Raw genomic sequence first — 15,343 nt, 5'->3', positions numbered from 1 at the left:
GGATACCTGTGAAAGCTTCGATCAGCTGTGACGCTCGTGATGCACATCTGGACATCGACGGCAGCCACCTGCGGCACTGGGGTGGTAGTGCGCCCGACGGCCGGGTGCTCGCCGCGACCAACCATCATCTGACCCTGGACGGCGCGCCCTGGGCGGTTGTCGCCGGGGAGTTCCAAGGACAGCGCTACCCGCGCTCGGAGTGGCGGGAGGGTATCCGCGCGCTGAAGGCGGCCGGCTGCACGATGGTGTCGTCGTACTGGTTCTGGAATCTGGTCGAGCCAACACCCGGAACCTTCGACTTCACCGGCGCCAACGACATCGCCGCCTTCGCACGGCTGTGCGCCGAGGAGGACGTCTGGCTGCAGGCGCGGATCGGCCCGTTCAACAACGCAGAGTTCCTGCTCGGCGGCCTCCCGCCCTGGCTGTACGGGATGCCGCTGGTCGAGCGCTCGAACGATCCGCGCTACCTGGAGCTGGTCGGCCGGTACTACGCCGCGATCGCGAGGCAACTGGACGGACTGCTGTGGCGCGACGGCGGCCCGGTCGTCGTCGTCCAGTTGGAGAACGAGCTCAGCCATGCACCGAACGACTGGCGGACCCTGTTCGGCTACACGGCAACCGACCATCGCGGCCCGGAAGGAGCCGAGTTCGGTAAGCACATGTCCGCGCTGCGCCGGGTCGCGACGGACAACGGGATCGACGTGCCGTTCTTCACGATGACGGGCTGGGGCACCGCCGGTGACCTGCCGGGCGACGAGTTCCTCCCGACGTACGGCGGTTACATGGACCTGCACCATCGGCCGGGACCGAACGCCCGGCTGACCACGTTCGGCGGTGCCCAAGAAAGTGCGCAGACGTACCCGTGCCGTGGCCGGCTGCCGATCGCGTTCAGCGAGCTCGGTACGGGATCGCCGGTCAGAGCGGCGTACCGGTCGATGTCCCCGCCCGAGATGATGGTCACCACCGCGCTGACGCGGCTCGGCGGCACGGAGTCGATCTTCCTCGGCTACTACCTCTTCCACGGCGGCACGAACCCGACGCGCGGCGACGGATTCGGCTGGATGACGAAGGAGGACACGTTCTCCCTGCGTTCGTACGACTTCTGGGCGCCGGTCAGCGAGTACGGCGAGCGTCGTACCTCGTTCTACCGGACCGCGCCGCTGAACCTCTTCGTCCGCGAGTTCGGCACGGAGCTCGCCCGGCAGCAGTCGATGCCGGTCGCCGATCCGGTGGAGGATCCGGACGATGATCGGCTCCGGGCCGTCGTCCGTGCCGACGCGGACAGCGCGTTCGTCTTCCTCAGCAACTACGGCAACAACACACCGCTCACCGGCCGCGCCGAGGTGACGATCGAGGTCGGGCTGGCCGGCGGCGAGGTCCGGTTCCCGCGCGAGGCCGGCCTGAGCGTGCCCTCCGGCGGCTGGGCGATTCTGCCGGTCCGGCTCGACCTCGGGCACGGCTGCACCCTGGTTTCGTCCACGGCTCAGCCATTGGCCCGGCTCGGCAGTGCCGATCGGCCGTGCCTGGTCTCGTTCGCGCCGACCGGTCGGCCGGTCGAGTACGTCGTGGCGCACCGCGGCGGCAACGAAGAGGTGCTGACGAGTACGGGCCGGTCGTTGATCGTGGCAACCGGTCATGGCGAGATCGAGCTGGTCACGCTGGACCGCGCCGCGGCCGAGCACGCGCAGCTCGTCACGCGGAACGGGAACAAGTGGCTGATCACCAGCCCCGACGACCTGACCGAAACCCCGGCCGGGATCCGGATCTCGAGGTTCGTGGACCTCGGCCGGCCCGATCGGGCGCCGGTCGGGGTCCGGGTGCTGCCCGGCCCGACGCGGTTGGCGGCCGAGCTGCCGGCACCGCGGCTGGACCCGGCAGATCTCCGGATCGAGCAGCTCAGCGAGTCGCGGTGGCTGTTGCGGGTCGCGGACGGCGTGATCCTCGATCCGGACGACCTGTGGGTGGACGTCGCTTACACAGGAGATCTGTGCCGCGCCTTCGATGCGCGCAGCGGGCAGTTGCTCGCCGACGACTTCCAGCGCGGCATCCCCTGGCGCGTGAAGCTCGGCCGTTTCGCCGAGGCGCTCGCGGCGGACGGGATCCAGCTGCGGGTCGAGCCGCTGGTCGACCAGAACCGGGTCCAGTCGGGCACGCCGATGCTGCTGGACAGCCGGCAGGACGTGCTCGGCGAGGCGCGCGTCGACGGCATCCGTCCGTTCGCCCGGCAGTCGGCGATCGTGCGGCCGATAGGGTGGAGTTGATGGTGAAGACACTGCGCGATCTGTTGCCCGAGGACGTGCTGGCGCGGGCGTTGGGCGCCGGCGAGATGGCGGGAGTGCTACCCGGCATCGACGAGCGGGACGCCTGGTCCGCCGTACCGGATCGTGAGCGTGCCGCGATCCTCGAGGATGCCGCGGAGCAGGCCGCGGGGGAGTGGCCGGCCCTGCTGGCGAGCGACTTCGTGCTGTTCCAGCGTGGTGGTGATCGCGGGCGGTACGAGACGGCGTACTTCATGCGCCGGCGGCGGATCGTCACGAGTGCCCTGGCGGCTCTGCTGACCCGTGACGAGCGGTGGATCTCGGATGTCGTCGACGGGGTCTGGCTGGTGTGTGACGAGGCGACGTGGACGGTTCCCGCGCACGCCACGTCGGCGATCGAGCGGGGTGAGCCACTGCCGAGGCCGGGGGATCTCGATCTCGATCTGTTCTGTGCGGAGACCGGTGGGCTGCTCGCCTGGGTGGATCAGCTGTTGGGCCCGGTGCTGGACGCCGTCACCCGGCTGCGGATCTCCACCGAGGTCGACCGGCGGGTGCTGACACCGTTCCTCGAGATCCGCGACTGGGCGTGGCTGACGCGGTTCACCAACAACTGGAACCCGTGGATCCACTCGAACCTCACCGCGTGCGCGCTGCTGCTCGAGCCCGATCCGGTACGCCGTACGCGGCTCGTGTCCCTCGTGGTGGACGGTCTCGACGTGTTCCTCGACTCCTACCCGGATGACGGGGGCTGTGACGAGGGGGCGTCGTACTGGACGCGGGCCGGAGGTTCGGTCGCGGACTGTCTGGTTCTGTTGTACGACGCAACGGCCGGGGCACTCGACGGGTTCGGGCACCCCAAGCTGCGGCCGATCACGTCGTACCTGCCGGCGATGCACATCGACGACCGCTGGTACGTGAACTTCGCGGACTGCCCGGCGCAGCTCGCGGACCCGTCGGCGGCGTACCCGCTCTACCAGCTCGGCGTCCACACCGACGAGCCGGACGCCCGCGAGCACGCGCGGGAGATCCGCCGCCGCGACGACCCGCTCGTACCGCGGATCCCGTCCATGCTCCGGGTGGCCGGAACGCTACTGGAGCCCGGTCTGCGCAGCGATGACGAGGCGGGTCCGGCGCGCGACGTCTGGCTGCCCGACACCGAAGTACTCGTAGCACGCTCGGACCGGCTGCTGGTCGCGGTCAAGGGCGGTCACAACGCCGAGTCGCACAACCACAACGACGTCGGCTCCCTGATCGTCGCCGTCGACGGCGTACCGCGGGTGATCGATCTCGGCGTCGGCACGTACACGCGGCAGACCTTCTCGGACGAGCGCTACCAGATCTTCACGATGCAGAGCGGGTACCACAACGTGCCGCGGATCAACGGGTCCGAGCAGCCGCCCGGCCGGGACTACCACGCAACCGGCATGACCGCCGAGCTCGGCGACCGCACCACCTGCGAGCTCGACCTGGCACGCGCCTACCCAGCCGAAGCAGGCATCCGCTTCTGGCGCCGCCGCCTCGTCCTCGACCAAGCCGTCGAACTGACCGACACCTGGGACCTCGACGAGGCGCCACGTGAGCTGGTCTGGCACCTGATCCTCCACGGCCGAACCTCCCATGAGGACGGCACGATCCGCGTCAACGGCCTCACCATCACGTACGACGCTGACACGGTGAGCGCCGTACTGGAACCCCTACCCCTCACAGATCCCCGCCTGTCCGCTGTCTGGGGCAACCAGGTCACCCGCGCCGTACTGACTGCCAACCCACCCCACCTGAACCGGACAGGCGCCACCACTGTGAGCTTCACACCTGCTGTGAATGACCTGCTCCGGGAGGAACATGATGGCCAGCAGTGATCCGGATCGGCCGAACTTCGTCGTTGTGGTGACCGACGATCAGGGGCCTTGGGCACTCGGTTGCCAGGGCAACGCCGAGCTGCAGACGCCGGCCATCGACGCGCTGGCCGGTCGGGGTGTGCGGTTCGAGTCGTTCTTCTGTGCGTCGCCGGTGTGCTCCCCGGCCCGGGCCTCGTTGCTGACAGGCCGGATGCCGTCGGCTCATGGCGTTCACGACTGGATCCGCGGTGAGGCGTACGGGCTGATGGACGAAGAAAGCTACCTGACCGGTCTCACCACGACACCGCAGGTGCTCGCGGACAACGGCTGGCGCTGTGGGCACACGGGCAAGTGGCATCTCGGCGATGCGCGGCGCCCGGCGCCGGGTTTCACCGAATGGTACGCGCATCGCACCGGCGACGGGCCGTACGTCGGGGCGCCGATCTGGCGTGACGGACAACGCGTCGCCGAGGACCGCTACATCACCACCGCGATCACCGACGAGGCGGTCCGGTTCGTGGATTCGGCGGCCGCCGGTCCGGATCCGTTCTACCTTCAGGTGCACTACACCGCGCCGCACAGTCCTTGGGTCGGCCAGCATCCGGCCGAGTATCTGGACAGGTACGCCGATTGCGCTTTCGACAGTTGCCCGCGGCCGGAGCCGGATCCGTGGTTCAGCTGGGAACCCGGCCCGATCTCCGACGCGATGCGTGATCCCCGCCCCAGCCTGCAGGGGTACTTCGCCTCGATCACCGCGGTCGACGACGGTGTGGACCGCTTGATGCGCACCTTGGCCGAGCACCAGCTGGTCGAATCGACCGTGGTGGTCTTCACCTCGGACAACGGCTTCAGCTGCGGTCACCACGGCATCTGGGGCAAAGGGAACGCGACGAACCCGCTCAACATGTGGGAGAACTCGGTCCGCGTGCCGTTCATCGTCTCCCAACCGGGACGCCTCCGATCCGGCGCCGTCGAATCCGGGCTGGCCGGCGCGTGCGACCTGCACCCGACCTTGCTGCGGCTCGCCGGCGTCCCGGTGCCCGAGGACCCACTCGCGGCGGGCCGATCCCTGCTCCCACAACTGACCGACGGCGCAGACGGCGCAGACGGCGCTGAGCATGTCATCGTGTTCGACGAGTACGGCGGCACCCGCATGGTCCGCACTGTCGAGTGGAAGCTCGTCCAGCGGTACGGCGATGCGCCCGGCGAACTCTACGATCTCGGCGACGACCCCGCCGAAGAACACAACCTGATCGACGACCCCTCGCGTCGAGCCGTCGTCGCCGAGCTGGCCGGTGTTCTGACCGACTGGTTCAGCCGCCACATTGACGAGCAACTCGACGCCTACTCCCGCCCGATCTCCGGCCGCGGCCAACTCCACCCCGTCCGGCGCGGCACCCCCGACGCCGAGACGTACTACGCCGGCACAACAGAAATCCGCTCTGGGGCCAGGACTTCGTAGTCCGGGACCTGGACGGGGCGCCATATGTTGCGAAGGGCAACTATTGGCTCGACCTCTCGACGGGCGGGTGGGGGCGACGTAGGCTGCGGTTGGGGTTGGGAGGCGGGATGAATCAGGGGCTGTTGAATTCGTTGAGCGATGCCGAGCGGTTGCTCGTGGCTGAGGCTGAGCGGGATGCGTTACAGCGGTTGGATGAGGACGAGCTGCTGGACTTGCATCAGCGGGTACGGCGAGCGCGGACGAAGTATGTGAAGAACTATCGGCGAGGGGCGAGCGCCGCCGTGGCTTCGACCGGAGGGCGTGGGTTGTCCTACGCGCGGAATCAGCGGGATCGCGACAAGGCGGAGTTGTTCGAGTCGGTGTTGGCGAAGGTGAGCCGTGAGGTGGCGACGGTCGCCAGGCGGGCTTCGATGGAACTGCGCAGCGAGCGGATTGCCGCCGCGCGCTCCGTCAAGACAGCGGGATCGACTGCCGGCGGCGCCGTGGCGCGGGTCGAAGCGCAGGGTGCGCGCGGCTCCGGGGGCGAGGGCGGCGGCCGGGCTCGTGCGACCAAGACCACCGGCGGACTGAAGAAGGATGCGTCGTCTCGTGCGGCCGGCGCCCGTCGGCAGGCCAAACGCGACGCCCGCTGACGACGGTTCCGCCTGCGCGTCATCGGGATGACCTCACCTGGTTCGGGTGATCTCAGGGGTTGCAGGGCTCGGGTCTGATGGTTCCTCGGCGGCGGGGAGGTGGGAGATGCGCGGTGCGGGCAGCGCGCTCGGACGCCTCAGGCGGAGGCGCGGGCCGGCCAGAGGTGTCGTACTCGCCGTCGCGCTGGTGGCTGTTGGGTTCGCCTACGCCGTGCTGGTGCCGAACGGGGCAGTCGGGGCGGACGGGCCGCAGTCGCAGCAGATCGAGGAAGGCCGGCGGTTGTTCGCGGTCGGTTGTTCGAGTTGTCACGGGCTGCACGCCGAAGGTGGGACGAACGGCGAGGGACGGCTGGCCGGGCCTTCGCTGATCGGGGTCGGGGCGGCCGCGGTCGACTTCCAGGTCGGTACCGGGCGGATGCCGGCTGCCCAGCCGGGTGCTCAGGTGCCACAGAAGCCCCCGGTGTACTCCGAGCAGGAGATCGCGGCGCTGGCGGCGTACGTCGCCTCGCTCGCGCCTGGGCCCGCAGTTCCGGCTGCGGAGTCGTACGACGTCAGCAAGGTGACGCAGGAGGAGATCGTGCGGGGAGGTGAACTGTTCCGGACCAACTGCACGGCGTGCCACAACTTCGCCGGGCGTGGTGGTGCGCTCCCGCACGGTCGTTACGCGCCGTCGTTGATGGAGACGTCGCCGCGGCACATGTATCAGGCGATGCTGACCGGGCCGCAGCAGATGCCGGTCTTCTCCGACGCCGTCCTGCTGCCCGAGGACAAGCGCGCGATCATCGCGTACGTCGTCGCGCTGCAGCAGGCCGACGATCCGGGTGGTTTCCCGCTGGGACGCCTCGGTCCGGTGTCCGAGGGGCTGTGGGGGTGGGTGATCGGTATCGGCCTGCTCGTCGCGGTCATGGTCTGGATCGGGGCCAAGGTGCCGCGAATCAGGCGCAACCCTGGACAGAGCGGGGACTGACACCCGCCCTGGTCACTGCAACGTTTGACCCGGAATCGGTACCGTCACGCCCCTGCCGTGGCCCGTGGAAACCGGTTAGTCTCGTTTGGGGGAACGAGGCAGGGCCACGGCCCAGTCGGTCAAGTTCACGTCATGTCGGCCAGGGGAGGGCGACGAGTGACTATCCCGACCTCTGGACGAGCGCATCGGGAGTCCGAACACGCGAACACGGGTGGAATCCCGCGGCCACCGTTGACGCTCGTGACGCGAGAACGGCTGCACTCGGCGCTCGACCTCGGGGTTCGTTCGTCGCTCACGATGCTGGTCGCGCCGGCCGGCACCGGCAAGACCGTGCTGCTGTCGGACTGGGTGGCACGTCGGCGGCGGACCGGGAACGCGGTGGTGTGGGTTCCCGGGCACGCGCCGGAGGCACTGGACCGTGCACTTCAGACGATCGATGTGGAGACGCCGCCGGTTCCGATCGTGGTTGACGATGCGCACCTGCTCCCGGCGGAGACGGTGACGGAACTGGCGCAGGTACTCAGGAAATCGCCGGACGCCGTGCGTGTCCTTCTGGCCAGCCGGTACGACCTCCCGCTCCCTGTGCCGGAACTCGAATTGCGAGGGCTGGCGCTGACCCTGCGATCGGGGGATCTGCGCTTCACCGATGCCGAGGCCACGGAACTCGTGCGGGCACATGCGAAGGAAGCCACTGCTGAGGACGTGCAGCTGTTCCAGCAGCGGACGGCGGGATGGGCTGCGGCGTTGGTACTCGCGGCACGGACCCTGGCCGCATCCGGTGATGCGGTGTGGCCGCTGGTCAACCAGCGGCCGGTTCTCGACCTGCTCCTCGGGGAGACCCTGAGCACCTTGGACGAGCGGGTCCAGGCGATGTTGCTGAGCACGTTCGGCGCGAAGAACTTGACCGGCCGGCTGGCAACGATCCTGAGTGGCGACGGCGATGCCGGCGCGATGCTGGCGGACCTGGCCGGCAACGGCCTACTCGTGACGGCGTACTCGGACGGCTCCGAGGGCGAGCCTGTGTATCGCTATCACCCGCTGCTCGTAGAGCTGCTGCGCCGGCGAGTTACTGCCACTCCGGACGAGGCACAGCTGGTCGTCGATGCGCAGCACCGCTCGGCCCTGTACTACGAGAACCGCGGCGACGGCGGGACCGCGCTCCGCAGCGCGCTGGGGGCCGACGACCCGGCGCTGGTCGCGCGGATCCTGCTCGTCCACGGGCCGGAACTGCTTGCGGCCGGGGACCAGGCGCTGACGGCCGCCGGGTTCGAAGCTCTGCCGGACCACGACCTTCGCGACTACCCGCACTTGCTCGGCGTCCGCGGACTGCTGCGGCGGGGCAGCGGGGATGTCGCAGGTGCCGTACTCGACGCTGCGTCGGCCGACCAGGTGCTGGCCGCGACGGATCGCCGGCCAGGGACCCCGGACGACGCGCTGGAAGCCGATGCCACCATGCTCCACCTGTGGGAGTCCCGCTACGGCTGGCACGACGTACAGGCCGCGATCTCCCGGGCGCGGGCGCTACTGACGCTCGATCCGGCAGACGTGCGGGGCCGGCACCGCGCTGTGCTCGGCGCCGAGCGGCTGGCCTGGTTGCTGATCGAGCTCGCGGCGGCCGAGATCTGGGCCGACGAGCTCGACGACGCGCTCGCCCACCTGGACGAGGCGGTCGTCACCGCCCGGATGGCCGGCCACCCGCGGCTGATCGCGGGGTGCCTCGCGCACCGCGCCGTCGTGCAGCATCTGCGGGGTCAGGGGCAGAGCGCGGCACAGTCGGCGCAGGCGGCTCTCGACGTGACCGGAGACGAGGAGTTGCCGCAGGAGTACGCCGTACGCGCTTGCCTGGTGCTGGGCTTCGCGGCACTCGGCGAGTTGGACCTGGACACCTCGTGGCACTGGTACGAGCACGTTGCCGACGCGGAGGTCGCCGACTCGGATACGGTGATCGCCGGCTTGCGCGTGGTGCTGCACGGTGTGCTCCTCATCGAGACCGGTCGCCTCGAGGACGCCATGGCCGCGCTCACCACCGATCTCGCCTCCGCCGGTCCGCTGCCGTCGTTCCTGTCACGAGACCTGGCGCTGCTGCGCCTGCGGCTGGCGGCGCTGCTCGGGGACCAGAGCGGAATCGAGGCTCAGCTCGCCGAGCTCGACCGAACCGGAAACACCTCGGACGCGAGGTTGATCCGTGCCATGCTCACGGTCTGCGGAGGCGATCCGCAGGAGACCGCGACCATGATCGACGAGGTCCTGCAGACCGACGGCGCTCACCCGCCGCTGGCATCGGCGGCGGCGGCGTTCCGAACCGTCCTGCTCGCCGGCGCGGCCGGCCAGAGTGCTGTCGACGCCTCGTTGATGGACACCCTGCACCGGGTCGCTCCGCAACGCATGTTGCACGTCCTGATCCCGGTCGCGCACGAGCCGGCCTTCCTGGACGAGTTGCGAAGGCATGTCGGCGGCCCGAATCCCCATCCGTTCGCGTCGTTCGCTCTCGAGAAGCTGTCCGGCCACGAGCCCACTCGCGGCGAGTCGAACGGAACGGCGCTGCTGGCGCGGCAGCATGCGAAGCCGCCACGTCGCCTCGAGGCCATGGTCAACGGCGCTCGAATCCGGCTCACCGCGCGGGAGGCGGAGGTGCTCGACCAGCTCGCGCTCGGGAACTCCTACAGCGAGATCGGTCAGGCGCTGTTCATCACGGAGAACACCGTCAAGACGCATCTGATGGCGCTCTACCGCAAGCTGGGCGTCGAGAAACGTTCCGCCGCGCTCAGGGTGGCCCGCGCCGTCGGCCTCCTCCCCCTGAGCGGGTGATCCGTTCTGACCTCTCGCGCACCGTACGGCCGGTCACCCTAATCGGAGGAGGTCTGTCGCGCGGCCTGTTGGTGGGATGAGGCGTTCGGTACGCACTGGTGACGCGTCATTCCTGGGAGGATCCGACATGACCCATCTGGTAGTGCTCGGTCTGGACATCGGCCGGGAGCTGCAAGAAGGCCACGCGGCCGTCTTCCTGCTGGCCCGGTCGGCGACCGTCGACCGGGTCGTCGATGCGCTCAAACCTCTGGGACCGACGATCATCCAGTCGAACCTCACGAAGGAGCGCGAAGAAGAGCTCGTCCAGGCTCTGCAGGGCTGATCGCATCCGGAGGAGATCTCGTGAACACCATCCCGGACGACTTCGATCCGATTCCGTCGACGCGGTACCGGCCGGCGGTCGGTGTCGGCACCCTGAAACAGGCGATGGCTGAGGCGGACGCACTCGCCGTCCCGGTGGTTGCGGGTACAGAGCCACCCGAGGAGCTCGGCCTCGACGCCGCGGGGCTGGCGTCGGCAGGCTTCACGGCGAAGCGCGGCCAGACACTTGTCCGGCCCACGGCGGACGGTCCGGTCCGCGTGGCCGTGGGTGTAGGCACGGCGGGGCAGCTCGACGTGACGCTCGTGCGCGACCTGGCCGCCGAGTTCGCCCGGACGGTCCCGTGGCACAGGCGGCTCGCTGTCGAGATTCCGTCCCGAACCGCCGGGATCTCGGCCGCCGAGTTCGCACAAGCCGTGACCGAAGGCGTCCTGTTGGCCCGTTGGCGGTACTTCGTCGGTCGCGGAGCCGAGGAGCCGTTGCTCGAGTCCCTCCTGGTCGTGGCAGCCGACGAGGACGCCGACAGCGTCGTACCCGCGGTCGAGCGCGGCCGCGTCATCTCCGAGGCGTACTGCCTGGGTCGCGATCTGTCGAACTGCCCGGCGACCACGCTGTCCGCTGCCCGGATGGCCGAGGTCGCGCTCGAGGTCGGCCAGGCGACCGGCCTACAGGTGGAGGTCTTCAACAAGGAGCAGCTGACCGCAATGGGCTGCGGAGGCCTGCTGGGTGTCAACCGGGGCAGTGTGGAGCCGCCGCGGATGATCAGGCTCCGCTACGAGCCGGCCAATCCGACCGGCCGGATCGCCTTGATCGGCAAGGGCATCATGTACGACTCCGGCGGCATCAGCCTCAAGCCCAGCGACGAGTCGCACGCCCAGATGAAGAACGACATGACCGGTGCGGCCGCCGTACTCGCGTCGATGACGGCCCTCCGGGCGCTGAACTGCAGGACGGCCGTCACCGGCTACCTGATGTGCACCGACAACATGCCGTCCGGTTCGGCGATGAAGCTCGGCGACGTACTACGGATGCGCAACGGCACGACGGTCGAGGTCCTGAACACCGACGCCGAAGGGCGGCTGGTGATGGCCGACGCCCTGGCGCTGGCCGCCGAGGAGCCGGTCGACGCGATCGTCGACATCGCGACCCTGACGGGTGCGTGCCTGCGGACGTTCGGCGTCGAGATCGCTGGCGTGATGGGCAACAGCCCGGCCGTCGTGGAGCAGGTGAAGCGCGCCGGGAAGGTCACGGACGAGCTGGTGTGGGAGCTGCCACTGCATCGTCCGTACCGTTCGCAACTCGACTCCTCGATCGCCGACCTGACGAACATGGGCGGCGCCAACGCTGGATCGATCACGGCCGCCTTGTTCCTCGAGGAGTTCGTCGACGGCCGGCCATGGGCTCATGTCGACATCGCCGGTACGGCGCAACTCCCGCAGGCCCGGACCTGGCGGAACAAGGGCGCGACCGGGGCCGGCACCAAGTTGCTGATCGAGTTCGCCTGCGCGTTCACCCGTCCCGCGGCAGCCTCATGAACGCCAAGACCGCCCATGAGAAGCACCACAAACCGGGGTTCATGCAGCGGATGCTCGACGGGATCGAACGCGTCGGCAACAAGGTCCCGCATCCCGCGCTGATCTTCCTCGCGCTGATCTTTCTGGTGATTGCCCTGTCCCAGATCCTGTCCTGGACGGGTGCCGGCGTGACCACCGAGATCGCCGAACCGGCGACGGTGGCGGTTGAGCCGGAGTACCCGGGAGGGACGAGTGTGCCGGGCAACGACGCCCCGCCGGCCCCGGCGATCCCGGACTACGAGGTGCACGAGGAGACCATCACCGCGGAGAGCCTGCTGACCGGCGACGGGATCCGGTTCATCTTCACGACCGCGGTGCAGAACTTCAACGACTTCGGTGTCGTCGCGGTCATCCTCGTCGCCATGATCGGGGTCGGGGTCGCCGAGGAGGCCGGCCTGATCGCCGCCCTGATCCGCAAGATGGTGAAGGTAGCTCCCAAGGCCCTGATCACGTTCATCATCGTCCTGCTCGGTGGCATTTCGAGTGTTGCCTCGGACGCGGGCTACCTGGTGCTGATCCCGTTGGGCGCGGCCGCGTTCGCGTCCCTCGGGCGGCACCCGCTGGCCGGTATCGCGGCGGCGTACGCCGGGGTCAGCGCGGCGTTCTTCGTCAACGTCCTGATCACCCCGGCCGACGGCATCATCACCGAGGTGACGAACGAGACGATCGCGCTGGTCGCGCCCGACGTACAGCTGAACGTCACGCACAACTTCTTCTTCAGCATCGCCGCGACGCTGTTCTGCGCGATCGTGATGACGATCATCACCGAGCGGCTGCTGGAGCCGAGGCTCGGTAGGTACGACCCGGCCGAGGCGCCGTCCGACGCACCGGTCGATCACCAGCCCACCGACGAGGAGCTGCGGCTGGAGTCCCGCGGGCTGCGGTGGTCGGTGTACTACCTGCTGGTGGCGATCGCGATCGTGTCGGCGCTGACCTTCATCCCCGGCGCGCCACTGCGGAACCCGGACACCGGTGAGATCTTCGGGTCCTCGCCGTTCATGAGCAGCCTGCTCTTCATCATCTCGATGCTGTTCCTCGCGGCCGGCCTGGGGTACGGCCAGGGCGCGAAGTCCCTCACCGGCAGCACGAACGTGATCAACGCGATCGTGAAGACCTTCAACGGGCTGGGCGGACTGATCTTCCTGATGCTGCTGATCGCCCAGTTCATTGCCTACTTCAACTACACCAACATGTCGACACTGGCGGCGACGGGCCTGGCCGACCTGCTCGAGCGGGCCGACATCGGGGCGCTGCCGTTGCTGATCGGCTTCATCCTGCTCGTCTTCGTCATCGACCTGATCATGCCCGGCGTGATCCCGAAGTGGGCGATCCTGGCGCCGATCTTCATCCCGCTGTTCTACCGGCTCGGCATCGCGCCGCAGACCGTGGTCGCGGCGTACCGCGTCGGTGACGGGCCGGCCAACGTGATCACGCCGCTGATGGTGTACCTGCCGTTCATCGTGCTGGTCAGCCAGCGGTACCGGAAGAAGGCCGGGATGGGGACCGTGGTGTCGATGATGCTGCCCTACACGGCCATCGTGCTCGTCACGTGGGCGCTGTTCTACGTCGCGTGGTACCTGATCGGGATCCCGTGGGGCCCGGACGCTCCGGTCCACCGCTAGGCATGTGACTAGACAGGGTGGACACAGACGATGGACGACGGAACGCTGAGCCTGATCATCCTCGGGCTCACCGTCGCAGTCTTCGTCTGGAACCGGCTGCCCGTCGACGTGGTCGCCCTGCTCGCGGCACTCGCGCTGTGGGTGACCGGCGTCCTGGGTTTCACCGAGGTCCTCGCGGGGTTCGGCGACCCGGTGGTGATCTTCATCGCCGCGCTGTTCGTGGTCAGCGAGGGCATCGACTCGACCGGTGTCACCGCCTGGGCCGGACAGGCGATCGTGAGGTACGCCGGAACGACGCGGACCCGCTTGCTCCTCGCCGTCACCGTTCTGTGCGCGGTCCTGTCGGCGTTGATCACGCTGAACGGCGCAGTCGCCGCGCTCCTGCCGCTCGTGGTCATGCTCGCGGTGCGGATCGGACAGCCGCCTTCTCGCATGCTGATGCCGCTGACGTTCGCGGGAAGCGCCGGATCGCTGCTGATGCTGACCGGTACGCCGGTGAACATCATCGTCTCCGAAGCCGCGGCCGACGCAGGCGAGGGCGCGTTCCCGTTCTTCTCGTTCGCGCTCGTCGGGGTGCCGCTGGTCGTCGGCACGATCGCCGTCTCGGTACTGCTCGGGCATCGTCTCCTGCCGGCGGCACGACCCGCGCATCCGACCGTGGACCTCGCGCTCCACGCCGAGACGCTCGACGTTCACTACACGCTGGACGACGGGTTCTACCGGCTGCGTGTCCGCGAACTGTCGCCGTTGCTCGGCCGAGGAGTACGCGAAGTGGACCTTACGCCGTACCCCGGGGTGTCGATCGTCGGCGTGCAGGACAGCGACGGCCAGTACCGCGTCGACGAGGCGCTCGCTGTTGACGACGTACTCGTGGTGACCGGACCCGCGGAGCAGGTACGGCGCATGACCGCCGACTCGCGGCTGGCGGTGAGCATGACGCCGGCCGGCGTCGACGACCTGATGAGCCGGGAGACCGGCGTCGTCGAGGCGGTGATCCCACCGCGCTCGGCCCTGGTCGGCGAGACAGTGTTTCCCGGGATGCACCGCGGACCGGACCTGGTGATCGTCGCGGTGCAGCGGATGGGGAAGGACCGCGGCAACAAGCCGACCCAGCTGGCCGAAGGGGACGCGCTACTCGTCCACGGCGGCTGGTCGGCGCTCGACGAGCTCACCCGCGACCGGGACGTGCTGCTGGTGGACTCGCCGGAGCTGGTACGGCGGCAGGCTGTGCCGTGGGGTCCCAAGGCTTCGATCGCCGTCGCGATTCTCGCCGCGATGGTCGTGCTGCTCGCCACCGGCGTGGTGCCGCCGGCGATGGCCGGACTGCTCGCCGCGCTGGCGATGGTGCTGACCAGGGTCGTCCGGCCCGCGCAGGCGTACCGCGCGATCTCCTGGCAGATCGTCGTACTGATCGGAGGCTTGATCCCGTTGTCGGCCGCGATCGGATCCAGCGGCGGTGCCGACCGGATCGCCGACCTGATCATCGATGCGGTCGGTCCCGGCCACCCGTACTTGTTGCTGCTGGCCCTGTTCGCCCTCACCGCGCTGCTCGGCCAGGTGGTGAGCAACACGGCCACGGTGCTGATCGTCGCGCCGATCGCGGTGGCGGCCGCTCACGGAACCGGTACGTCGGTGAAGCCGGTCCTGATGCTCATCGCTGTCGCGGGTGCGGCGTCGCTACTCACGCCCATCTCGACGCCCGCGAACATGATGATCATGAGTCCGGCGGGCTACCGTTTCGGCGACTATTGGAAGCTGGGCCTCCCGGTCATGGCCTGGTGGTTGCTCACGGCACTGATCATCATCCCGCTCGTCTGGTCGTTCTGAGATGGCGGATCGTACGTCTCGACCGGAGGTCTTCCC

Annotated in this window: 10 protein-coding genes; all 10 read left to right on the top strand. The window is 69.0% G+C overall.

Annotation, left to right across the window (positions count from 1 at the left end; translation table 11 throughout):
• The first annotated feature begins 8 nt into the window (after positions 1-8).
• The 10 genes from BJY22_RS36230 to BJY22_RS36185 all read left to right on the top strand — a co-directional run bounded on the left by BJY22_RS36230 (position 9) and on the right by BJY22_RS36185 (position 15,307).
• A complete protein-coding gene (locus tag BJY22_RS36230) occupies positions 9-2,261 on the top strand; it encodes a beta-galactosidase (protein WP_167216129.1) in 2,253 nt (750 codons plus the stop codon).
• Positions 2,261-4,117 (top strand): heparinase II/III domain-containing protein, encoded by a 1,857-nt coding sequence (locus BJY22_RS36225; RefSeq protein WP_167216127.1) that lies wholly within the window; start codon positions 2,261-2,263, stop codon positions 4,115-4,117. The genes BJY22_RS36230 and BJY22_RS36225 overlap by 1 nt, the downstream gene beginning before the upstream one ends.
• Positions 4,104-5,558 (top strand): sulfatase family protein, encoded by a 1,455-nt coding sequence (locus BJY22_RS36220; RefSeq protein WP_167216125.1) that lies wholly within the window; start codon positions 4,104-4,106, stop codon positions 5,556-5,558. Before BJY22_RS36225 ends, BJY22_RS36220 begins: the two co-directional genes overlap by 14 nt.
• Positions 5,559-5,665: 107 nt before the next feature.
• Positions 5,666-6,190: a hypothetical protein gene (locus tag BJY22_RS36215; RefSeq protein WP_167216123.1), complete on the top strand. Its 525-nt coding sequence runs from the start codon at positions 5,666-5,668 to the stop codon at positions 6,188-6,190.
• 106 nt (positions 6,191-6,296) lie between these two features.
• Positions 6,297-7,157 carry a cytochrome bc1 complex diheme cytochrome c subunit gene (gene qcrC, locus BJY22_RS36210; protein WP_167216121.1) on the top strand — a complete coding sequence of 287 codons (861 nt, stop codon included), beginning with the start codon at positions 6,297-6,299 and terminating at the stop codon, positions 7,155-7,157.
• Between the two features lie 240 nt (positions 7,158-7,397).
• A complete protein-coding gene (locus BJY22_RS43175; RefSeq protein WP_167216119.1) occupies positions 7,398-9,965 on the top strand; it encodes a winged helix-turn-helix domain-containing protein in 2,568 nt (855 codons plus the stop codon).
• 127 nt (positions 9,966-10,092) lie between these two features.
• Complete coding sequence (locus BJY22_RS36200) at positions 10,093-10,287, top strand: DUF1269 domain-containing protein (RefSeq protein ID WP_202891427.1); 195 nt, start codon at positions 10,093-10,095, stop codon at positions 10,285-10,287.
• Between the two features lie 20 nt (positions 10,288-10,307).
• Entirely contained in the window at positions 10,308-11,819 is a 1,512-nt protein-coding gene (locus tag BJY22_RS36195; protein WP_202891426.1) for a M17 family peptidase N-terminal domain-containing protein, read from the top strand.
• Positions 11,816-13,480 (top strand): AbgT family transporter, encoded by a 1,665-nt coding sequence (locus tag BJY22_RS36190; RefSeq protein ID WP_167216115.1) that lies wholly within the window; start codon positions 11,816-11,818, stop codon positions 13,478-13,480. Before BJY22_RS36195 ends, BJY22_RS36190 begins: the two co-directional genes overlap by 4 nt.
• Before the next feature lie 30 nt (positions 13,481-13,510).
• Positions 13,511-15,307, top strand: a complete 1,797-nt coding sequence (locus BJY22_RS36185) for an SLC13 family permease (RefSeq protein WP_167216113.1) — start codon at positions 13,511-13,513, stop codon at positions 15,305-15,307.
• Positions 15,308-15,343: the final 36 nt, after the last annotated feature.

The organism is Kribbella shirazensis, assembly GCF_011761605.1.
GTDB classification, from domain to species: Bacteria; Actinomycetota; Actinomycetes; order Propionibacteriales; family Kribbellaceae; genus Kribbella; species Kribbella shirazensis.
This window is presented reverse-complemented; position numbering and strand designations above follow the sequence as displayed.